The sequence below is a fragment of the Streptomyces sp. NPDC088747 genome, assembly GCF_044751025.1.
In the GTDB taxonomy this organism is placed as follows: Bacteria; Actinomycetota; Actinomycetes; order Streptomycetales; family Streptomycetaceae; genus Streptomyces.
The window spans coordinates 180,574-200,392 of sequence record NZ_JBIVKZ010000019.1 but is presented as its reverse complement, the minus strand read 5'-3'; the positions used below and the strand labels follow the sequence as shown (position 1 = coordinate 200,392).

General features: G+C 71.0%; 17 protein-coding genes. 5 read left to right on the top strand and 12 right to left on the bottom strand.

Annotation, left to right across the window (positions count from 1 at the left end; genetic code table 11):
* Positions 1–15: 15 nt before the first annotated feature.
* From pcaD to ACIP79_RS35035, 7 genes are read right to left on the bottom strand one after another with little or no spacing between them, the layout of a single operon-like run.
* Positions 16–1,164, bottom strand: a complete 1,149-nt coding sequence (gene pcaD / locus ACIP79_RS35065) for a 3-oxoadipate enol-lactonase (protein WP_401230043.1) — start codon at positions 1,162–1,164, stop codon at positions 16–18.
* Positions 1,161–2,489, bottom strand: a complete 1,329-nt coding sequence (gene pcaB / locus ACIP79_RS35060) for a 3-carboxy-cis,cis-muconate cycloisomerase (RefSeq protein WP_401230040.1) — start codon at positions 2,487–2,489, stop codon at positions 1,161–1,163. The genes pcaD and pcaB overlap by 4 nt, the downstream gene beginning before the upstream one ends.
* A complete protein-coding gene (gene pcaG, locus ACIP79_RS35055; protein ID WP_387187264.1) occupies positions 2,486–3,049 on the bottom strand; it encodes a protocatechuate 3,4-dioxygenase subunit alpha in 564 nt (187 codons plus the stop codon). The genes pcaB and pcaG overlap by 4 nt, the downstream gene beginning before the upstream one ends.
* 2 nt (positions 3,050–3,051) lie before the next feature.
* Positions 3,052–3,822: a protocatechuate 3,4-dioxygenase subunit beta gene (pcaH, locus tag ACIP79_RS35050; protein WP_401230037.1), complete on the bottom strand. Its 771-nt coding sequence runs from the start codon at positions 3,820–3,822 to the stop codon at positions 3,052–3,054.
* Between the two features lie 10 nt (positions 3,823–3,832).
* Positions 3,833–5,035 (bottom strand): thiolase family protein, encoded by a 1,203-nt coding sequence (locus ACIP79_RS35045; protein WP_401230035.1) that lies wholly within the window; start codon positions 5,033–5,035, stop codon positions 3,833–3,835.
* Entirely contained in the window at positions 5,032–5,691 is a 660-nt protein-coding gene (locus ACIP79_RS35040; protein WP_387187261.1) for a CoA transferase subunit B, read from the bottom strand. The genes ACIP79_RS35045 and ACIP79_RS35040 overlap by 4 nt, the downstream gene beginning before the upstream one ends.
* Complete coding sequence (locus ACIP79_RS35035) at positions 5,691–6,473, bottom strand: CoA transferase subunit A (protein WP_401230031.1); 783 nt, start codon at positions 6,471–6,473, stop codon at positions 5,691–5,693. Before ACIP79_RS35035 ends, ACIP79_RS35040 begins: the two co-directional genes overlap by 1 nt.
* A 250-nt stretch (positions 6,474–6,723) precedes the next feature.
* On the opposite strand from ACIP79_RS35035, the gene ACIP79_RS35030 reads away from it, so the two are divergent.
* Positions 6,724–7,188, top strand: coding sequence for a MarR family winged helix-turn-helix transcriptional regulator (locus ACIP79_RS35030; RefSeq protein ID WP_401230029.1), 465 nt, complete (start codon positions 6,724–6,726; stop codon positions 7,186–7,188).
* A 110-nt stretch (positions 7,189–7,298) separates the two neighbouring features.
* Here ACIP79_RS35030 and ACIP79_RS35025 read toward each other — a convergent pair whose 3' ends face one another.
* Together ACIP79_RS35025 and ACIP79_RS35020 are read right to left on the bottom strand one after the other, a co-directional pair.
* Positions 7,299–8,300 (bottom strand): DUF3048 domain-containing protein, encoded by a 1,002-nt coding sequence (locus ACIP79_RS35025; RefSeq protein ID WP_401230027.1) that lies wholly within the window; start codon positions 8,298–8,300, stop codon positions 7,299–7,301.
* A 169-nt stretch (positions 8,301–8,469) separates the two neighbouring features.
* A complete protein-coding gene (locus ACIP79_RS35020; RefSeq protein WP_401230024.1) occupies positions 8,470–9,540 on the bottom strand; it encodes an ATP-dependent DNA ligase in 1,071 nt (356 codons plus the stop codon).
* A 74-nt stretch (positions 9,541–9,614) separates the two neighbouring features.
* On the opposite strand from ACIP79_RS35020, the gene ligD reads away from it, so the two are divergent.
* On the top strand, positions 9,615–10,631 hold the full coding sequence (gene ligD, locus ACIP79_RS35015) for a non-homologous end-joining DNA ligase (RefSeq protein ID WP_401230022.1): 1,017 nt from the start codon (positions 9,615–9,617) through the stop codon (positions 10,629–10,631).
* A 143-nt stretch (positions 10,632–10,774) separates the two neighbouring features.
* Here ligD and ACIP79_RS35010 read toward each other — a convergent pair whose 3' ends face one another.
* Positions 10,775–12,991, bottom strand: coding sequence for an OmpL47-type beta-barrel domain-containing protein (locus ACIP79_RS35010; RefSeq protein WP_401230019.1), 2,217 nt, complete (start codon positions 12,989–12,991; stop codon positions 10,775–10,777).
* Entirely contained in the window at positions 12,991–15,510 is a 2,520-nt protein-coding gene (locus tag ACIP79_RS35005; protein WP_401230016.1) for a ThuA domain-containing protein, read from the bottom strand. The genes ACIP79_RS35010 and ACIP79_RS35005 overlap by 1 nt, the downstream gene beginning before the upstream one ends.
* A 186-nt stretch (positions 15,511–15,696) precedes the next feature.
* Between ACIP79_RS35005 and ACIP79_RS35000 the strand changes: the two genes are divergently transcribed.
* Positions 15,697–16,662, top strand: a complete 966-nt coding sequence (locus ACIP79_RS35000) for a multicopper oxidase domain-containing protein (RefSeq protein ID WP_401230013.1) — start codon at positions 15,697–15,699, stop codon at positions 16,660–16,662.
* Here the strand turns inward: ACIP79_RS35000 and ACIP79_RS34995 are convergent.
* Positions 16,659–17,468 carry a hypothetical protein gene (locus ACIP79_RS34995; RefSeq protein ID WP_401230010.1) on the bottom strand — a complete coding sequence of 270 codons (810 nt, stop codon included), beginning with the start codon at positions 17,466–17,468 and terminating at the stop codon, positions 16,659–16,661. The genes ACIP79_RS35000 and ACIP79_RS34995 overlap by 4 nt on opposite strands.
* A 214-nt stretch (positions 17,469–17,682) precedes the next feature.
* Here ACIP79_RS34995 and ACIP79_RS34990 point away from each other — a divergent pair, with 214 nt between their 5' ends.
* Both ACIP79_RS34990 and ACIP79_RS34985 read left to right on the top strand, forming a co-directional pair.
* A complete protein-coding gene (locus ACIP79_RS34990; protein WP_401230007.1) occupies positions 17,683–18,729 on the top strand; it encodes a LacI family DNA-binding transcriptional regulator in 1,047 nt (348 codons plus the stop codon).
* 293 nt (positions 18,730–19,022) lie between these two features.
* Positions 19,023–19,814, top strand: coding sequence for a VOC family protein (locus ACIP79_RS34985; protein WP_401230004.1), 792 nt, complete (start codon positions 19,023–19,025; stop codon positions 19,812–19,814).
* Positions 19,815–19,819: the final 5 nt, after the last annotated feature.

The following is a 19,819-nucleotide window of genomic DNA, read 5'->3' as shown; positions in this document are numbered from 1 at the left end:
CGCTCGGGCTCCCGCCTACGAGCCGGTCTCGTCCTCCTCGGTCAGTACGCGCTGGGCCACCGCGAAGGCCGAGTTGGCCGCCGGGACGCCGCAGTACACGGCGGTCTGGAGCAGCACCGCGCCGATCTCCTCGGGGGTGAGTCCGTTGCGGCGGGCGGCGCGGATGTGCATGGCGAGTTCGTCGTAGTGGCCGTGGGCGACCAGGGCGGTGAGTGTGATCATGCTGCGCTCACGGCGGGCGAGTGTCGGGTCCGTCCAGATCTCGCCCCAGGCGTAGCGGGAGATGAAGTCCTGGAAGCGCGCGGTGAAGGGCGTCTGGCGGGCCTGCGCGCGGTCCACATGGGCGTCGCCGAGCACCTGGCGGCGTGCCTCCATGCCGCGTGGCGCGTACCCGTCGAAGTGGGCGCGCAGCGCCGTGAGTACGGCCTCCGGGCGCTCGGCCGGCGCCAGGTGCGAGGCTCCGGCGAGTTCGGTGAGCGTGGCGCCGGGCACCGCGTCCGCGATCTCCCGCAGATGCGCGGGCGGTGTCGCGGGATCCTCCCGGCCGGCGATCAGCAGGGTCGGCGCGCCGATGGCGGACAGCCGGTCGCGGAGGTCGAACGCGGCCAGCGCGTCGCAACAGGCCGCATACCCCTCCGGGTCGGCGGTCCGGTGGTCCTCGACGAGCTCCGGCACGGTGAAACCGGGCGTGAACCAGCGGGAGTTCGCGCTGTCGGCGAGCGCGCCGAGACCCTCGCGGCGTACGGTGGCGGCCCGCTCCTCCCACGGCTTGGAGCCGTTGAAGTGGGCCGAGGAACAGATGACGGCAAGGGACGACACCCGCTCCGGGTGGTGCACGGCCAGGTGCAGACCCACCGCGCCGCCCAACGAGACGCCCGCGTAGGCGAATTGGTCGATCCCGAGCGAGTCGGCGAGGGCCAGGACCAGGGTCGCCAGGTCGGCGACGGTGGCGCCGGGTCCGATCAGGTCCGCCGGGGAGCCGCCGTGGCCCGGCAGGTCCCAGCGGATCACCCGGTGTGTCACGGACAGTTCGGGGGCGATCTTGTCCCACAGCGCGGTCGACGTGCCGAGCGAGGGACCGAGCAGCAGCGGGGGAGCGGTGACCGGCCCTTCGGCCCGGTGGTGCGGCAGTTTGCCGGTGGGAAAGGTCGGCTGGGTGGTCAACGTCGCTCCAGGGCACGGTCGGTGAGGGCTCCGGCGGAGCCCGTGTAGTGGGCGGGGTCGGTGAGATCCACGAGGTCGAGATCCTTGAGCTCCGGCTCGGCACGGAGCAGCTCCAGGAGCGGCCGGTTCTCGGCGACCGCCCGTTTCGCGGCGGCCGTCAGCAACTCCTTGGCGCGGGCCCGCCCGAGCACGGGAGTGAGCGCGGCGGCCAGCCGCTCGGAGACGATCAGCCCATGGGTGAGGCCGAGATGCCCGCGCATCGCGTCGGCGTCCACCCGCAGCCCCTCGGCCAGTTCCGCGGCGTCCCGGGCGGCCCCGCCGACGAGCCGCAGCAGCTCCCGCAATGGCTCCCACTCGGCGTGCCAGGCCCCGGCCGGCCGCTCGTCCTCGGCCGCCATCGACCCGTACAGCGTGGCCGCGAGAAACGGCGCGCGCCGGGCGGCAGCCGCGACGAGGGTGGCCCGTACGGGGTTGGCCTTGTGCGGCATCGCGGACGAACCGCCGCCCGTGCCCTCCGCGACCTCCGCGATCTCGGTACGGGCGAGGGTGAGCACGTCCACCGCCGTCTTCCCCAGCGCCCCCGCGGTGAAGGCCAGCGCACCGGCCAGGTCACCGACCGGCGTACGCAGGGTGTGCCAGGGCAACCCGGGCTCGGCGAGGCCGAGTTCACGCGCGTACGCCGCGACGAGAGCCTGGGGGTCCCGCGCGCCGAAGGCGGTGAACGCCGCCAAGGTGCCCGCGGCGCCGCCCAGTTGAGCGGGCAGCGTGCCCCGTACGGCCGCGATCCGGTCCCTGGCGTCCAGTACCAGCGACCGCCATCCGGCCGCCTTCAGCCCGAAGGTCGTCGGCACGGCGTGCTGGGTCAGCGTCCGGCCCGGCATCACGGTGCCCCGGTGCTCCGCCGCGAGCCGGGCCAACGCCCGCGCCGTACGGTCGAGTTCCTCCAGGACCAGGTCCAGCGTGCGGGCGGCGACCAGCATGGTGGCCGAGTCCATGATGTCCTGGCTGGTCGCACCCCGGTGGACGTACGCCCCGTGCTCCTCGCCGACCGCCTTCGTCAGGTCCGCGACCAGCGGGATCACCGGATTGCCGCCGTCACGGGCGCGCAGCGCGATCGACCCGAGGTCGAAGCCGGCGATGTCGGCGGCAGCGTCCACCGCCGCGGCCGCCTGAGCCGGAGCCAGCCCGAGCGACGCCTGGGCGCGGGTCAGCGCGGCCTCCGCGTCGAGCAGCGCGTGCAGATACGCGGTGTCGCTCGTCGCGGCGGACGCCGGGGAGCTTGCCCACCCGGGGGCGAGCAGGGCTTCGGATTCACCGAATGTCACTGGAACTCCAGGAAGACCGTTTCGCCTTCGCCCTGAAGGCGGATGTCGAAACGGTACGTCCGGTTCGTCCCCTCGGCGGCGATCAGCGTGGCGCGCCGGTCGGCCGGAAGCGAGTCGAGCAGCGGGTCGGCGCCGTCGCCGAGGTACGCGCGGGTGAAGAGGTGGTCGGTCAGGCCGCGGGCGAACACGCACACGCTGATGTACGGCCGGCCGGAGCCGCCCGGCGGCAGGGTCGAGAGCGTGTAGTGCCCGTCGGCGTCGGTGGGCACCCGCCCGAAACCGGTGAAGTCGGTGCCGTTGCGGCCGAGGAAGCCGCCCGTGGACGGATCGCGGCGCATCGAGCCCGGGGCGCCCTGGAGGGAACCGTCAGGCGCCGCCTGCCAGAAGTCCAGCAGGGCGTCGGGGACCGGCACACCGGCGCCGTCGAACACGTACCCGTGCAGGGTGATCGTGTCGGGGTGGCCCGGCGGCGCGATCCGCCCGCCCTCGGGGAACGGCAGCGCGTGCCCGTAGAAGGGTCCGATCGTGTGGGACGGGGTGGGGAGCAACCGCTCGGTCATGCTCAACGGCCTTCCTCGATCCAGGTGGCGGAGGGACCGTCAAGGACGATGTCCCACGCGTAGCCGAGCGAGAACTCGGGTGCCGAGAGGTCGTGGCGGTAGGTGGCGATCAGCCGGTCGCGGGCCGCCGTGTCCGTCACGGAGTTCAGGATCGGGTCGTAGGGGAACAGTGGGTCGCTCGGGAAGTACATCTGCGTCACCAGCCGCTGGGTGAAGGCCGTGCCGAAGACCGAGAAGTGGATGTGTGCGGGCCGCCACGCGTTGGCGTGGTTCCCCCAGGGGTAGGGGCCTGGTTTGATCGTGGTGAACGTGTAGCGGCCCTGATCGTCCGTCAGGGTCCGTCCCACGCCGGTGAAGTTGGGGTCGAGCGGCGCGGGGTGCTGCTCGCGGAGATGGGCGTAGCGGCCGGCCGCGTTCGCCTGCCAGACCTCGACCAGCTGACCGCGCACCGGCCGGCCGTCGCGGTCGAGCAGCCGGCCCGAGACGGTCATGCGCTCGCCGATCGGCTCGCCCCGGTGGTGGCGGGTGAGGTCGTTGTCGATCTCGGTGATGTCGGTGGCGCCGAAGACCGGACCGGACAGCTCGACCGTCTCCGGGTCGCCGCCGCTCACGGCGACCAGCGGCTGCTTGGGGTGGCGCAGCACCGAACTGCGGTACGGGGGGTAGTCGCGCTGCGCGTGGTGCAGGACCTGGCCGCCGCCGGCGACCGCCTTGTCGTACGCGTCCTGGCGGTCCCTGATCTCGAGGTCGATGTCCGACTGGGTGAGAATCATGGCCGACTTCCTATCGTTCGAGGACGAGGGCGAGGCCCTGGCCCACGCCGATGCAGAGGGTGGCGACGCCGGTGCCGGAACCGGCGGCCTTGAGCTGGTGGGCGACGGTGCCCGCGAGGCGGGCTCCGGAGGCGCCGAGGGGGTGGCCGAGGGCGATGGCACCGCCCCGCGGGTTGAGGATCGCCGGGTCGAACTCGGGCCACTCGGCCACACAGCCGAGCACCTGCGCGGCGAAGGCCTCGTTCAGCTCCAGAGTCGACAGGTCGTCAAATGCCTTGCCCGCCTTGGCCAGTGCGCGGTTGACGGCCTCGACGGGGGCGAGGCCGAAGTAGTGCGGATCGATCGCGGAGACGCCGGTCGCCGACACCCGGGCGAGGGGCTCGCGGCCGGTGGCCTTCAGACCCTCCTCGTCCACCAGGAGCAGCGCGGCGGCGCCGTCGTTGAGCGGTGAGGCGTTGCCCGCCGTCACCGTGCCGTTCTCGGTGCGGAAGGACGGCTTGAGCCCGGCCATGGCTTCGAGGGACGCCGAGGCGCGCACGGACTCGTCGGCGGTGAAGAGGACCGGCTCGCCCTTGCGCTGCGGGACGGAGACGGGAGCGATCTCCGCGTCGAACAGACCGTCCGCCTGCGCGCGCGCCGCCTTCTGGTGGCTGGCGAGCGCGAACTCGTCCTGCTGCGTCCGCGTGATTTTGTGCTTCTCGGCGATGAGTTCGGCCGACTCGCCGAGCGGGACGGTCCACTGCGGGTCCATCCGCGGGTTGACCATGCGCCAGCCGAGGGTGGTGGAGTACAGCTCGGCGTGCCCGGCCGGGAAGGGCTTGTCGTTCTTGGGCAGGACGTAGGGGGCGCGGGTCATCGACTCGACCCCACCGGCCAGGGCGATGGAGGCGTCGCCGACCGCGATGGCCCGCGCGGCCTGGATGACGGCTTCGAGCCCGGACGCGCAGAGCCGGTTGACGGTCACGCCGGGCACGGAGGTGGGCAGACCGGCCAGCAGCGCGGCCATCCGGCCCACGTTGCGGTTCTCCTCACCGGCGCCGTTGGCGTTGCCGAAGTAGACGTCCTCGATCCGGGAAGGGTCCAAGTCCGGTGTACGGGCGAGGAGTTCACGGATGGCGTGCGCGGCCAGGTCGTCCGGGCGGACGGCGGCCAGCGAACCGTTGTACCTGCCGACCGGGGTCCGAACGGCATCGACGATGTAGACGTCCTTCACGACTGGATCTCCTCGGCGGGTTCTTCCGCGACGCGGAACTTCGCGGCGGTCTTGGCGGCGATCTCCTCGACGTCGACCCCGGGCGCGGTCTCGACCAGCACCAGCCCCTCGGCGGTGACGTCGAGAACACCGAGATCGGTGATGATCCGGTTCACGCACGCCTTGCCGGTGAGCGGCAGCGCGCACTCGTCCAGGATCTTGGGGGAGCCGTCCTTGGCGGTGTGCGTCATGACGACGATGACCGTGCGGGCGCCGTGCACGAGGTCCATCGCCCCGCCGATGCCGGTGATCAGCTTGCCGGGGATGGCCCAGTTGGCGAGGTCGCCGTTCGCGGAGACCTGCATGGCACCGAGTACGGCGACGTCGATGTGTCCGCCGCGGATCATCCCGAAGGACAGCGCGGAGTCGAAGTAGGAGGCGCCGGGCAGGACCGTGACGGTCTCCTTGCCGGCGTTGATCAGGTCGGGGTCGACCTGGTCCTCGGTCGGGTAGGGGCCGGTGCCCAGGATGCCGTTCTCCGACTCCAGGATCACCTCGACGCCCGGCGGGAGGTAGTTGGGGATGAGCGTCGGCAGGCCGATGCCGAGGTTCACGTACTGGCCGTCGGCCAGCTCGCGGGCGGCGCGGGCCGCCATCTGCTCACGTGTCCAGGCCATCAGCCGCTCACCTCGTTGTTCGCCGGGGGCGCCGAAACGGTCCGCTGCTCGATCATCTTCGCCCGCGCCTGCTCGGGGGTGAGGGCGAGGACCCGCTGTACGAAGATGCCCGGCAGGTGCACCGCGTCCGGGTCGATCTCCCCGGGCTCCACGAGCTCCTCCACCTCGGCGATCGTGACACGGCCTGCCATGGCGGAGAGGGGGTTGAAGTTGCGGGTGGACTTGTTGAAGACCAGGTTCCCGTGCCGGTCGCCCCTCGCGGCCCGTACGAGCGCGAAGTCGGTGCGGATGCCGTGTTCGAGGACGTACTCGGTGCCCTCGAACTCCCGCACCTCCTTGGGCGGCGAGGAGAGCGCCACGCCGCCCTGACCGTCGTAGCGCCAGGGCAGTCCGCCGTCGGCGACCTGGGTGCCGACCCCGGCGGGGGTGTAGAAGGCGGGGATGCCCGCGCCGCCCGCCCGCAGCCGCTCGGCGAGCGTGCCCTGCGGGATCATCTCGACCTCCAGCTCACCGGCCAGGTACTGGCGGGCGAACTCCTTGTTGGCGCCGATGTACGAGCCGGTGACCCGCGCGATCCGGCCGGCCGCGAGGAGCACCGCGAGGCCGGACTCCATGGCCCCGCAGTTGTTGGAGACCACGCCGAGCCCGCCGACACCACGCTCGTACAGGGCCTCGATCAGCACGTTCGGTACGCCGCTGAGGCCGAACCCGCCTACCGCGAGAGTCGCGCCGTGCGGTACATCGGCCACCGCCTCCGCGGCCGTGGCGACCACCTTGTCCATCCGGGGAGCCCCATCTCTCGCGAGGGTCCAGCGCCTCGATTAGTCAGGGCACTGATTATTTCTTCGACGTTTCGAACACGCTGCCACCCTGACCTTCCGCCGTCAAGACCTCGTAGGAATCAGCAGGTGGGAGTCTTGGAGCGGAGCGAGACAGCGGGCTGTGCGAGTGGGTATCGTTCAGTGCACCAACGAATTCGATCCCATGAGCAGCGCCGACGCGGCGTTGTCCGGGCCGAGCCGAGGAGCGCACATGGCCGCGGTGGATCTCACCACCCACCCCGGGCACCTGGCCCGGAGGCTGCAGCAGGCGCACTACCTGTTGTGGAACACGATGGTCTCCGAGGAGATCACCTCCCCGCAGTTCGCGGTACTGAACGCACTCGTCGCGGAGCCGGGCATGGACCAGCGCACCGTGGGGGAGCGGGTGGGCCTGGACCGGTCCACCATCGCCGAGGTCATCAGCCGGCTCGGGCGCCGCGGACTGCTCGACAAGGTGCGTGACCCGCACGACGGCCGCCGCTTCCTGCTCCGCCTCACGGAAGACGGGACGCGGACACACAAGAAGCTGACCGTCCGCACCGCCCGGATGAACCAGATCTTCCTGGCCCCGCTCTCCGCCTCCGAGCAGACCGTGTTCTTCGACCTCATCCAGCGCGTCTCGGACGCGGCGGAAGGACTCCGCAACCCGTCGGACCCACTGGTCGCCCAGGGCTAGACGGTCGCGCGGCCGGGGGCCCCGCCCGGCGCGGTCCGCCGGTCACCGGGTGGGCCCGCTCCGGTCACCGGGTGGGCCCACCCGGTGACCGGGCGAGTCGGGGCCCGCCGTCACGCCTTGGCGAAGACCACCCAGACCTGGCCCTTCGCGAAGTTCATCGGCGCGCCGTTCGGCGTCGTGAACTCCGTGCCGTCGGCGGCGGTGGGACGCGCCCAGTTCGCCTCGAAGACGCGGCCGTCGCGCAGCACCTTCGCCGTCCCCGAGCCGACGGTCTGGGTGAACGGCGTGTTGTTGCCGAGGACGTCGTGGAACCTGGACTCGCGGATCCTCACGTACTGCACGACGACGGTCGGGGGAGCGATCGTCCTGTCGTCGGTGCTCACGGTGCGCGTCCCGTCCATGTCGACCAGCCAGCCGGCCCGGTCCGCGGACCAGGAGAACGTGAACCGGGCGGAGGGGAAGCGGACGGTCCGCGAGGTCTCCGGGCTGCCTCCCGCGGGCGCCGGGCCGAAGCGGAAGCCCGTGGTGAGGGCGGCGGAACCCGGCGCCTTCGCCACCAGTTTCCGGGGGCGCAGGTACAGGTTGTGCGGGGAGGGTTTCCGGGCGCCCCGGTAGTAGGCGTCGCCGGACGCCTCCTCGGGCGACCGCGCGTGCAGCGGGGCCTTGTCGATCAGCGGCAGCAGCTTGTGCTGCGCTCCCGAGAAGGCGAGGGTCGGCTCGTCGAACTGGCGCAGCAGCTCCAGGTCCGACTCGCGCGCGCTGCGCACCGGGCCGACGGTTTCGGGCAGCCTGGTCGCGTAGACCGCCATCAGCCGGCTCAGACCGCCCTCGACCTGCTCCGCGTACACGATGTCCGCCGCTTCGAGCCCTGTCTGGGGGCGGGCCGCGGGCACGTTGTCGATCTTCACGGCCAGTACCGAACCGGCGCTCGCGGGGCTCGGAGCCGGACTCTCCTCGTCCCCGTGTGAGGCGCTCGCGCTCGGGCTCTGGCGGCCCCCGCGCCCGTCGTCGACGCCGCCCACGGTGCAGCCCGCCACCAGGGAGCCTGTCACCGCGGCGGCCAGCAGCGCCGCCGTCGTCGCGCCGCGCCGCATTCGCGCCATCTGTCGCATGCCCACCGTGCCACCCTGTCCGTTGTCATTGATTGTCCGCTTATACGTTCAACGGGGGACATACCCGTTCGGTTCTGATCGCGCGCGCTCAGTGGGCCGATCGGCTCAGTGAGAAGCCTCGGAGGTGGGGGCGGAGGGAGACGCGGGAGCTGAAAGGGTGCCGGGCAGGTCAGTCCTGCGGGCCGAAGATCTCCGCGAGGTCGTACCCCACCGGCTCCTCCAGCTGGCCGTAGGTGCAGCTCTCGGCGGTGCGGTCCGGGCGCCAGCGACGGAAGCGGGCCGTGTGGCGGAACCGTACGCCGTTCTCCATGTGGTCGTACGCCACCTCGGCCACCCGATCGGGCCGCAGCGGCACCCAGGAGAGGTCCTTCTTGGACGACCACCGGCTGGGCGCGCCCGGCAGCCGTGCCGTCTCGTGCGCAGACTCCTCCGCCCAGGCGGCCCACGGATGCTCTCCGACGTCCGCGAGCCGCAGTGGCTCCAGCTCCTCCACCAGTTCCTCGCGCCGTTTCATCGTGAACGCGGCGCTCACCCCCACGTGCTGGAGGGTGCCCTGGTCGTCGTACAGCCCCAGCAGCAGCGATCCGACGATCGGCCCGCTCTTGTGGAAGCGGTAACCGGCGACGACGACATCCGCCGTCCGCTCGTGCTTGATCTTGAACATGGCGCGTTCGTCCGGCCGGTAGAGCAGGTTCAGGGGCTTGGCGATCACCCCGTCCAGGCCCGCGCCCTCGTACTGCTCGAACCACTGGCGCGCCACGTCGATGTCCGTCGTCGCGGGGGCGACGTGCACCGGGGCGGTGGCCCCGGACAAGGCCATCACCAGCAGCGCGCGCCGGTCGCCCAGCTCGACGTCGAGAACCGCCCGGTCGGCCAGCGCCAGCAGGTCGAAGGCGACGAAGGAAGCGGGTGTCCGCTCCGCCAGCGTGCGCACCCGTGAGGCCGCCGGATGGATCCGCTCGGTGAGCGCGTCGAAGTCGAGCCGCCCGTCCCTGGCGATCACGATCTCGCCGTCCATCACACAGCGCGCCGGCAGCCGCTCCCGCAGCGCCTCGACCAGCTCGGGAAAGTACCTGGTCAGCGTCTTCCCGGTGCGGCTGCCGATCTCGACCTCGTCGCCGTCGCGGAACACGATCGCCCGGAAGCCGTCCCACTTCGCCTCGTAGTGCATGTCGGGCGGGATCCTCGCCACGGCCTTGGCGAGCATCGGCTTCACGGGCGGCATCACCGGCAGGTCCATGCTCCGATTCTGCGCGGTTCCCGGGCCGTCCGCCCGGTGTGCGCGGCAACCTTCGGGGGCCTACCGTGGCTCGCATGGGCGAAGCGGTGGAACTGGAAGCAGCCGGGAGGACCGTACGTCTGTCCAGCCCGAGCAAGATCTTCTTTCCGGAGCGCGGCTTCACGAAGCTCGACCTCGCCCAGTACTACCTCGCCGTCGGCGACGGCATCCTCCGCGCGCTGCGCGACCGCCCCACCACCCTGGAGCGGTACCCCGACGGCGTGACCGGCGAGTCGTTCTTCCAGAAGCGGGCGCCGAAGAACATGCCCGACTGGATTCCCACCGCCCACATCACCTTCCCCAGCGGGCGCAGCGCCGACGAGATGTGTCCCACCGAGCCCGCCGCCGTCCTGTGGGCGGCCCAGTTCGGCACGCTCACCTTCCACCCGTGGCCGGTGCGCCGCGGGGACGTCGACCGTCCCGACGAACTCCGCATCGACCTCGACCCGCAGCCCGGCACCGACTACGCCGACGCCGTCCGCGCCGCCCACGAACTGCGCGACGTGCTGGCCGAGTTCGGCGGTCTGCGCGGCTGGCCCAAGACCTCCGGCGGCCGGGGCCTGCACGTCTTCGTGCCGATCGAGCCTCGTTGGACGTTCACGCAGGTCCGCCGGGCGGCCATCGCCGCCGGGCGTGAACTGGAACGACGGATGCCCGAGCACGTGACCACCAAGTGGTGGAAGGAGGAGCGCGGGGAGCGGATCTTCGTCGACTACAACCAGACCGCCCGCGACCGCACGATCGCCTCCGCCTACTCCGTACGGCCCCGCTCGCACGCCCCGGTCTCCGCGCCGCTGCGCTGGGAGGAGGTGGACGACGCCGTGCCCCGCGACTTCGACATCGCGACGATGCCGGCGCGCTTCGCCGAACTGGGCGACGTGCACGCCGACATGGACGACCACGCCTTCTCGCTCGAAGCCCTTCTGGACCTCGCCCACCGCGACGAGCAGGACCACGGCCTGGGCGACCTGCCCTACCCGCCGGAGTACCCGAAGATGCCGGGCGAGCCCAAGCGCGTACAGCCGAGCCGGGCCAGGCACGAGGAGAGCTAGCCGGGTGTGCGGGGGAGACGCCCGGAGTGCCCGTGCGGGAGGCTCCGCAGACGCGCACACCGGAAGGCTCCGGAGACGCGCACACCGGAAGGCTCCGGGGCGCCTCTGCGGCGTCCCCGGAGCCTCCCTGCCGTCGGAGCGGGTTACAGCTCCCTGATCCGGATGTCCCGGTAGGAGACCACATCCGTCGTGCCGTGTACCTGAAGCCCGACGTAGCCGGAGGCGAACCGCCGCCCGTCCGTGCCCGGGTCGTCCGAGCGCGGCGGGGTGAAGTCCTGACCGCCGGTGTTGTCGAACTCGTTGATCAGTACGCCGTTCCGGTAGACCGAGTAGTGCTGGTCCACCACGCGGATCTCGTAGTCGTTCCAGGTGCCCTTCTGGGTGACGCCCGCACCGGCGAGGCCCACCCGGTCGAAGCCGTAGAGCGAACCGGTCTTGTACATGTCGCCGGTGGGGCTGTCGAACACCTGCACCTCGTGCCCGTACTTGATGGCGACCCACTCGGGGCGCGACTCCTCCGGGTGGTCGTGGACCCACGGGAACCGCACGAACACACCGGAGTTGGCGTTCCCGGTGCCCGGCGCGTCGTCACGCCACTGGAGCTTCAGCGAGAAATCGCCGTACTTGCGCTGCGGGTACCACAGCATGCCAAGCCCCTGGACCGTGGTGCCGCTGGTGATCGATCCGTCGGCGTTCAGCCCGAACGAACCACCGCCCACCTGCGCCCACTTGGCGAAGGACTCGGGTGAGCCGTCGAAGATCGTGCTGTAGCCCTCGGTCTGGCCCGGCTTGCCGATGCCCGACTGCCTGGCGGCCCTGGTGACCGTGTTGAACTCGCGCTGGTCGATCACACCCTCCGCGAGGAGCCTGTCCAGCACGGTCTTCACGTGCTTGAGGAAGAGGGCGTGCGAGGTCCAGTCCTTCTCGTCCTCGATCAACTCGTTGATCCGGCAACGGTTGTTGGTCACCCGGTTGGGGACGCCCGAGTCGACCGTGCCGACGATGACCGTCAACCGCTCGTCGTACTCGGGGCAGTTGGGCGCCGGTACCCCGCCGCCCGCCGCGACCGTGAAGCTCACCGACCGCGCCGCGGACGTGTTGCCCGCCTTGTCCCTCGCCCGGTACGCCACGGTGTGCGCACCGGCCCGGTCGACCAGCACCGGTGCGGTGTAGGCGAGATAGGGCCCCGCGTCGAGCGAGTACTCGATCGCCTCGACCCCCGAGCCGCCCTCGTCGGTGGCGCTCACCGTCACCTTGGCGTTCTTGACGTACGCGCCGTCCGAGTTCCTCGTCCCGTCGACGGTCACGCCCGTCACCGGCGGTGTCGTGTCCGAGGCGGGCGGGGTGACCACCGTGAACTCGACGGTCTTCTCGGCGGCGGCGTTCCCCGCCTTGTCCGTCGCGCGGTAGCGGACCTGGTGGGTGCCGACGGCGTGCACCATCACGGGGGCGGTGTACGTCTGCCAGGCGCCCGAACCGACCGCGTACTCGATGGTGTTGACGCCGGAACCGGTGTCGGAGGCGGACACGGTGACCGTCGCCATGTCGAGGTAGTCACCGTCGGCGTTGCGCTCGCCGCTCACCGTCGCCGAGGTCTCCGGCGGTGTCGTGTCGTCCGTCGGCGGCGCCACCACGGTGAACGCGGTGTTCTTCTCGGCCGCCGTGTTGCCCGCCTTGTCGACGGCGCGGTAGCGGACCTTGTGATCACCGACCTGGTCGACGACGACGGGCGTGGTGTACGGCTGCCAGGCGCCGGCGTCGCCGATGGCGTACTCGATCCGCTCGACGCCGGACTCCGCGTCACTCGCGCTGACGGTGACCGTCGCCGAACCGACGTACGCGCCCTGCGAGTTCTGCGAACCGGTGACGGCGGCCGACGTCTCGGGTGCCGTGGTGTCCTCGCCGCTGCCCTCGGTCACCACGAGGATGCCCTGCATCGAACCATGGCCGGGAATCGTGCAGTGGTAGAAGTACCGGCCCGGCGTGAGGGTGACCTCGGCGGTGTGCCGGCCGCCCTGGTCGTCGAACGGGTTGGCCAGGATGTTGAGTTGGACGTCGTTGTTGAACTCGGGGTCGGAGGTCACGAACGTCAGGGTGTGCGGCATCCCGGTCGTGTTGCCGGTCGCCGCACTGTTCTCGAAGACGATCGTGGTCGGTCCGGCCACCGCCGTCGCCGGCGCGGAGACGTACTTGGTGATGTCGTCGCCGGCCGTCCAGGTGAGTGTCTGGGCGGCCGCGGTGGCCGGGGGAGCGTCGTCCGTCCGGCCGAACGCGGACGTCGACGTCAGCCCGAGCACCATCAGCAGGGACGCCAGCAGGGCCGTCCAGAGCCGTTCTGTTCTTCGCCTTCGTACCCGCATCACTCCGCCTTCCTGGCGAGCAGGCCTGCGGCCGGGGTCGGTCCGCCGCCCGTGTAGGTCACCTTCCACAGCGCGGACTTGGCGTCCGAGGTGAAGAAGCCACGGCCGTAGTCGAGGACGTACAGCGCCCCGTCCGGCCCGAACTTCCAGTCCATGAGGTTCTTGATGCCGTCGTTGCCGATGGGCACGATCTTCTTCAGGGACTCCGCGTGGACCGGGAGGCTGCCCTGTCCGGCGGTCTTCTGGTCGGTGATCACGGCGTGGCGCGGCTGGTCGGCGTCGTAGAAGTCACCGACGAACCACTTGCCGTCCCAGTAGGCGGGCCAGTTGGCCCCGCCCGTGACCGACGCGTCGTACCGGTAGACCGGGCCGTTCATCGTCGCCTGACCGCCGCCCTTGAGCCACGGCAGCAGGTAGGTGGCCTCCTCCTGCTTGTACGAGGGGACGCCGTTCGCGTCGCGCGGGTAGTCCGGGGCACCGCCCTGCGGCGAGTACCAGATGTTGTTGCCGGTGACCGGCGGGAGGTTGACGAGACCGTCGTTGTTCGGCGACTCGTTCTTGGGGTGGTCGCAGTCGTACCAGCCCAGCGGCTTCGTCGGGTCCGGCAGGTTGCGGTCGCGGTAGGGCTGCTTGTTGCCCATGCAGTACGGCCAACCCCGGTTGCCCGCCTCGGTGATGGCGGCGAAGGTGTCGTACTTGGCCGGGCCCCAGGTCGTCGAGGGCGCGCCCGCGTCGGGGCCGACCCATCCGGCGTAGAGCGTGTCGGTGGTCTTGTCGACGGAGATGCGCGCGGGGTTCCTGACGCCCATCACATAGATCTCGCCGCGGGTCTTGCCGCCGCCCTCGTCGGGTTCCCTGCCCGTGAAGAGGTTGCCCGCCGGCAGCGTGTACGTGCCGTCGGCCTCCGGGTGGATGCGCAGGATCTTGCCGTTGAGGTTGTTGGTGTTGCCCGCGGTGCGGCGCGCGTCGGCGAAGGAGACGCCCTTGTAGTTGGGCTGCGGGTTGTTGCCCGAGTAACCGTCACTGAAGCCGCTGGAGTTGTTGTCGCCGGTCGCGATGTACAGGTTGCCCTTCGAGTCCCAGGCCAGCCCGCCGCCCGCGTGGCAGCAACTGTGGATCTGCACCGGCCAGTTGAGGAGCACCTTCTCGCTGCTCAGGTCCAGCTTGTTCGTGGCCTGGTCGAGCGTGAAGCGGGAGACGCGGCGCTCGGCCATGCGGGTGTCGCGGTTGATCCGGGAGTGCGGGGTGTAGTGGAGGTACACCCAGCCGTTCCGCGCGAAGTCCGGGTCCAGCTCGATGCCGAGCAGGCCCTCCTCGACCTTGACCAGCTCGTCGCCGCCGCCCTTGTTGCCGAAGACGGTGAGCGCGCCGGCCAGGGTGACCTTCTTGGTCCGCGGGTCGTAGACGTGGATCTCGCCCCTGCCCTTTCCGATGTCCGGGTTGCTCCAGTCGGTGATCACGGGCTGCGAGGAGTCCGCACCGCCGCGCCCGATGTAGAAGACCCGTCCGTCGGGGGCGGTCACCAGGCCGTGCGGTTCGCCGATCTGGTCGTTCTGGCCCGGCTGGTTGGGCTGGGTCAGGCGCTCCGCCTTGTAGTTGGCGTTGATCGCCGCCTTGCAGTCGGCCTGTGTGAGCCGGGTCGTCCAGAGCAGCGCGCCGCGCAGATGCGCACGGAAGTCGCTCTCGTCGTACGAGGAGACCGTGCCGCCCATACCGGTGTAGAAGGAACGTCCGCCGTCGTAGTCACGGCACCAACTGACCGGGTGGTCCGCGCCGTTCTTGCTCGCACCCGGCTGGTACGTCGACTCGCGCACGCGCGCCACGGTGTGGACGTCGCCCGAGGGGTTCTTCACCCAGTTGAGCCACTGGTCGGGGCGCTTCCACTGGACGGGGAGGTCCTTGGTGGCGGGGTGCCGGCGGTCGCCCACCTCAACGGTCGCCCGCTGTACGGCTGTCGGGCTGGTGCTCGCCGGGCGGGCGCCGACGAGTCCGGTGAACCAGTCCGAGTAGGGCTCGGCGCGGGCCGCGTCATGGACGCCGACGAATCCGCCGCCCGCCTCCATGTAGGCCTCGAGACCGGCCTCCTGCTCCGGGTCCAGGACGTCTCCGCCGCCGGTCAGGAAGACGATGGCGTTGAAGCGGCCGAGCCTCGTCTCGTTGGTGAAGACCGACGCGTCGTCCGTCGCCTCGACCCTGAACCGCTGGGCGGTCGGCCCCGACAGGCCGATCTTCTCGATCGCCTCGATCCCGGCGTTGACCACCGGCGACTCGTCCCCGGCCGCGGCGGATCCGTGGAAGAGCAGCACCCGCGCGTTGGCGCCGCCCGGTGGCGACGTGATGGACATCGTTGTCAGCGTCGGATCCGGAGCAGGGCGCGCACTCGCGGACGGTGCCGAGAGCGCTCCGGTGGTGACGGCTCCGGCGGCCAGGGCGGCAGCCCAGGCCCGGCGGTGCCTCCCACGTCTCCTCGCGCTCAACTCTCGTAAGGCTGATGGCTCTTGATGCGATGCGAGCCGCATGTGGTCATCCACTCCTCGTCGGTCACAGCAACGGCGCCACGGAAGCTAGACCTCTTTTCGCGGCTAGCCAATAGGTATGACCGTCCTGGAACGAACTTTGTCCTGAGTGTGGATAAACGAGAGAGACGCGGCTACCGTCTCACAGGTTCGTCCCAGTAAATTCCGTACCAGGGTGGGGAGTTCGCCATGGACAGGCGCGGGTTCAACCGGCGGATGCTGCTGGGCGGGGCGGCGGTGGCGGCCGGGGCGACATCGTTGTCGTCCGCCACTCAGGCCGTGAGCGCGGGTGTCCCGGCCCGGACCGCGCCGGCCGGCGGAGCGGTCCGCCACCTCAAGCTGTACGCCGAGAAGTTCGCCGACGGGCAGATGGGCTACGGCTTCGAGAAGGGCAAGGCCTCGATCCCCGGGCCGCTGATCGAGCTCAACGAGGGCGACACGCTGCACATCGAGTTCGAGAACACCATGGACGTGACGGCGAGTCTGCACGTGCACGGGCTCGACTACGAGATCTCCAGCGACGGAACGAAGCTGAGCGGGAGCGACGTCGAGCCGGGCGGTACCCGCACCTACACCTGGCGTACCCACGCGCCCGGCCGGCGGGCGGACGGCACCTGGCGCGCGGGCAGCGCGGGTTACTGGCACTACCACGACCACGTCGTCGGCACCGAACACGGCACGGGTGGCATCCGCAAGGGCCTCTACGGTCCGGTGATCGTCCGTCGCAAGGGCGACGTCCTCCCCGACAAGACCGTCACGATCGTCTTCAACGACATGACCATCAACAACAAGGCCGCCCACGAGGGCTTCAACTTCGAGGCCACGGTGGGCGATCGCGTCGAGATCGAGATGATCACGCACGGTGAGTACTACCACACGTTCCACATGCACGGTCACCGCTGGGCCGACAACCGCACGGGTTCACTGACCGGCCCCGACGACCCGAGCCAGGTCATCGACAACAAGATCGTCGGGCCCGCCGACTCGTTCGGTTTCCAGGTGATCGCGGGGGAGGGGGTCGGCGCGGGCGCGTGGATGTACCACTGCCACGTCCAGAGCCACTCCGACATGGGGATGGTCGGACTGTTCCTGGTGAAGAAGACGGACGGGACGATTCCGGGGTACGAGCCGCATGAGCACGAGCACGTCCACTAGAACTCCCTGATGTCCAGCACGCCCCAGCCCAGGTACGGCTTCTCCTGGACGTAGATCAGGGGCCTTCGGCAGACCAGGCGCCGACGCCGGAGTTCCCGGCCGTCGGGGCGGACCAGGCGTCCGTACCCGACGGGCCGCACGGCCTCCGGCGTGATCAGGCAGTCGACGATCCGGTCGTGGTCCCCGTACGGGCCCAGGAACACCCCACGGTCGCCGTACACAGCGAACCCGCCGGCTCCTCGCACCGGATTCTCCCGTACCCGCACGACACGGCCGTGGCGGATCTCCAGCAGCGGGAAGTCCTGGTAGGGGCAGGCCCATACGGCTCGGGTGTCGACGTTCAGGGCGTAGCTCTGGTAAATCGGGCTGTGGCCGGGCCCGGGCCTGTACTGCCAGAGCGGATCGCCGTCGCTGCTCCAGTGCCGCAGACCCGGCCGGCTCAACTCGTCGTCGCCGCAGATCCCTTCGTCGAAGTAGCCGATCCAGAGGTCGCCCGCCTCGTCGACCAGCAGCTCCTCGATGCCGTCGCCCACGCGGAAGGACCCCGTGGGGCGGCCGAGCGCGTCGAAGACCTGGACCTGCTCCTGGCCGCGCCGACTCCGGGAGGCGGCCAGGACGAATCCCCCGAAGGGCAGTACGCCGAGCCTGGGACTCCGCAGGCGCACCCCGGTGAGCCGTGTCTCGTGGGACCGGCCGGCATCCACCGTGACGACCGAGACGTCGAGGGGCTCGTCGAGGTGGCTACGGGGCCGTCGCGGGCTGAGCAGCCAGTGGGCTCGTCCGTAGGCGTCGACCGTGCTGTCCACGACTTGGAGACCTCGGTACGCGCGCGGGAGATGGGCGAACCGCGCCAGGGGCGTCGCCGGGCGGTCAGGCCGCATGGACCTTTCTCGTCGTCATACGGTGATCGTCGCAGCGCGCGGTTCCCGCCGCAGCGGGATTCGGGCAACCGAGAGCGCTCTCACCCGTGGACGGCGACGCGGCTATCCTGATCCGCAACCGTCCAGGAGGTGCCCAGAGGTGACCGACACAGCGTCGCGCCCCACGCTGGAGGCCGTGGCCGCGCTGGCCGGGGTCTCGCGTGCCACCGTGTCGCGCGTCGTGAACGGGGGCGACGGGGTGCGCGAACCACTGGTCGAGCGGGTCAGACGGGCCGTCGAGGAACTGGGTTACGTCCCCAACCAGGCGGCGCGCAGTCTCGTCACCCGGCGCCACGACGCGGTGGCAGTCGTGGTCGCCGAACCGGAGGCCAGGGTCTTCGCCGATCCCTTCTTCGCCCTCCAACTCCGTGGAATCAGCAAGGAGTTGACCGCGCACGACTCGCAACTCGTCCTGCTGCTCACGGAGGGCCGCGACGACCATGTCCGGGTCGGCCGCTACCTCGCCGGTGGTCATGTCGACGGCGCGCTGGTCTTCTCGCTGCACCTCGACGACCCGCTGCCCGGCCTTATCCACGGCGCGGGCGTGCCGACCGTCTTCGGCGGACGCCCCGGCTGGGGCGACGGCCCCCGCAGCGCGGTGTCCGCCGTGTACGTCGACTCCGACAACCGGGGCGGCGCCCGTGAGGCCGTACGTCACCTCGTCGGGCTGGGGCGCCGGCGCATCGCCCACATCACCGGGGCGCTCGACCAGACGTCCGCGGTCGACCGGCTCGACGGGTTCCGCGACGTCATGGTCGACGGCGACCCGAGTCTCATCGCCGAGGGCGACTTCACGCCCGCGGGCGGCGAGCGCGCGATGCGGGAACTCCTGGAGCGGCACCCCGACATCGACGCGGTGTTCGTGGCCAACGACCTGGCGGCCTCCGGAGTCCTGCGTGTCCTGCGCGAACTGGGGCGGCGGGTGCCCGAGGACATCGCCGTGATCGGTTTCGACGACATGCTGCCGGTCGCCGAGCAGACCGACCCGCCGCTGACGACGGTCCGTCAGGACATAGAGGAGATGGGCCGGTTGATGGCACGGCTCCTGCTGCGCGGCCTCGACCGCCGGGGCGACGAGGAGGGACTGCGCGGGGCGCCGTCCAGTGTGGTGCTGCCGACGACGTTGGTGCGGCGGGTCTCGGCCTAGGGGCCGTGGCATTGGTCTTCTTTCGGTGCCTGTTCGGTGGGTGCGGGCGGGTGCGATCGCGTCCGGGGAGCCCGGTCGGTCGGTGCGATCGTCCGCACGAGCCCGGGGGGTCTGGTCTGTCCGGACGGACCCGCCGGACCCGCCGGACCCGCCGGACCCGCCGGACCCGGTGTGGTCCGTAGGTGTGCGCCGCGTGCATACGAGGGCTACTCGTCGCGGCTACCACGCCGATTGTCGGTGGGCGGTGGGAGACTCGGCGGTGCAGGCAACGGGACCCCTCAGAGGAGGGCGTCATGCTCACCACCCGGTTTGTCACGGGCGCTCCGAACTGGCTCGATCTCGGCACATCCGACATCGAGGGCGCCACCTCCTTCTACGGAGGCCTCTTCGGCTGGCAGTTCCAGACCGCGGGGCCCGACGCCGGCGGCTACGGCTTCTTCCAGCTCGCCGGAGAGACCGCCGCAGGCGGTATGCAGACCACCACGGACCAGGGCCCGCCGTCCTGGACGGTGTACTTCCAGACACCGGACGCGGATGCCACGGTCAAGGCCGTCGAGCAGGCCAAGGGCTCCGTGCTCATGCAGCCCATGGACGTGATGAGCGAAGGCCGGATGGCGATCATCGCCGACGAGGCGGGGGTGTCCTTCGGCATCTGGCAGCCGGGCGGGCTCAAGGGGATCGACGTGGCCGGTGCCCCCGGCTCGCTGTGCTGGGTCGAGCTCTGCACGGCGGACGTCCCCGCGGCCGCCGCTTTCTACCACGCGGTGTTCCGCTGGGAGACCTCGGCCATGACCTTCCCGGGCGGCACCTACACCTGCGTCAACCCGGCGGATGCCGGGGAGGCGGACGTCTTCGGCGGCCTCGTCGCCCTGGCCGACGACCCGGTCGAGGCCGAGTCCGGGGCGTACTGGCTGCCGTACTTCGAGGTCGACGACACCGACGCCGCGGTCGACAAGGCCAGGGAACTGGGCGGCAAGGTCCGTATGGCCGCCACGGACGTGGAGGGCGTGGGCCGCGTCGCGAAACTCGCCGACCCGTACGGGGCACGCTTCGCGGTCATCAAGAGTGTGCCGAGGCAGGACTGACGGCT

Bases quoted from the DNA above. Each gene is read 5' to 3' on its own strand.
- pcaG (WP_387187264.1), bottom strand. From the start codon at position 3,049: ATGACCGAGCGGTTGCTCCCCACCCCGTCCCACACGATCGGACCCTTC.
- pcaH (WP_401230037.1), bottom strand. From the start codon at position 3,822: ATGATTCTCACCCAGTCGGACATCGACCTCGAGATCAGGGACCGCCAG.
- ACIP79_RS35040 (WP_387187261.1), bottom strand. From the start codon at position 5,691: ATGGCCTGGACACGTGAGCAGATGGCGGCCCGCGCCGCCCGCGAGCTG.
- ACIP79_RS35035 (WP_401230031.1), bottom strand. From the start codon at position 6,473: ATGGACAAGGTGGTCGCCACGGCCGCGGAGGCGGTGGCCGATGTACCG.
- ACIP79_RS35030 (WP_401230029.1), top strand. From the start codon at position 6,724: ATGGCCGCGGTGGATCTCACCACCCACCCCGGGCACCTGGCCCGGAGG.
- ACIP79_RS35025 (WP_401230027.1), bottom strand. From the start codon at position 8,300: ATGCGACAGATGGCGCGAATGCGGCGCGGCGCGACGACGGCGGCGCTG.
- ACIP79_RS35020 (WP_401230024.1), bottom strand. From the start codon at position 9,540: ATGGACCTGCCGGTGATGCCGCCCGTGAAGCCGATGCTCGCCAAGGCC.
- ligD (WP_401230022.1), top strand. From the start codon at position 9,615: ATGGGCGAAGCGGTGGAACTGGAAGCAGCCGGGAGGACCGTACGTCTG.
- ACIP79_RS35010 (WP_401230019.1), bottom strand. From the start codon at position 12,991: ATGCGGGTACGAAGGCGAAGAACAGAACGGCTCTGGACGGCCCTGCTG.
- ACIP79_RS35005 (WP_401230016.1), bottom strand. From the start codon at position 15,510: ATGCGGCTCGCATCGCATCAAGAGCCATCAGCCTTACGAGAGTTGAGC.
- ACIP79_RS35000 (WP_401230013.1), top strand. From the start codon at position 15,697: ATGGACAGGCGCGGGTTCAACCGGCGGATGCTGCTGGGCGGGGCGGCG.
- ACIP79_RS34985 (WP_401230004.1), top strand. From the start codon at position 19,023: ATGCTCACCACCCGGTTTGTCACGGGCGCTCCGAACTGGCTCGATCTC.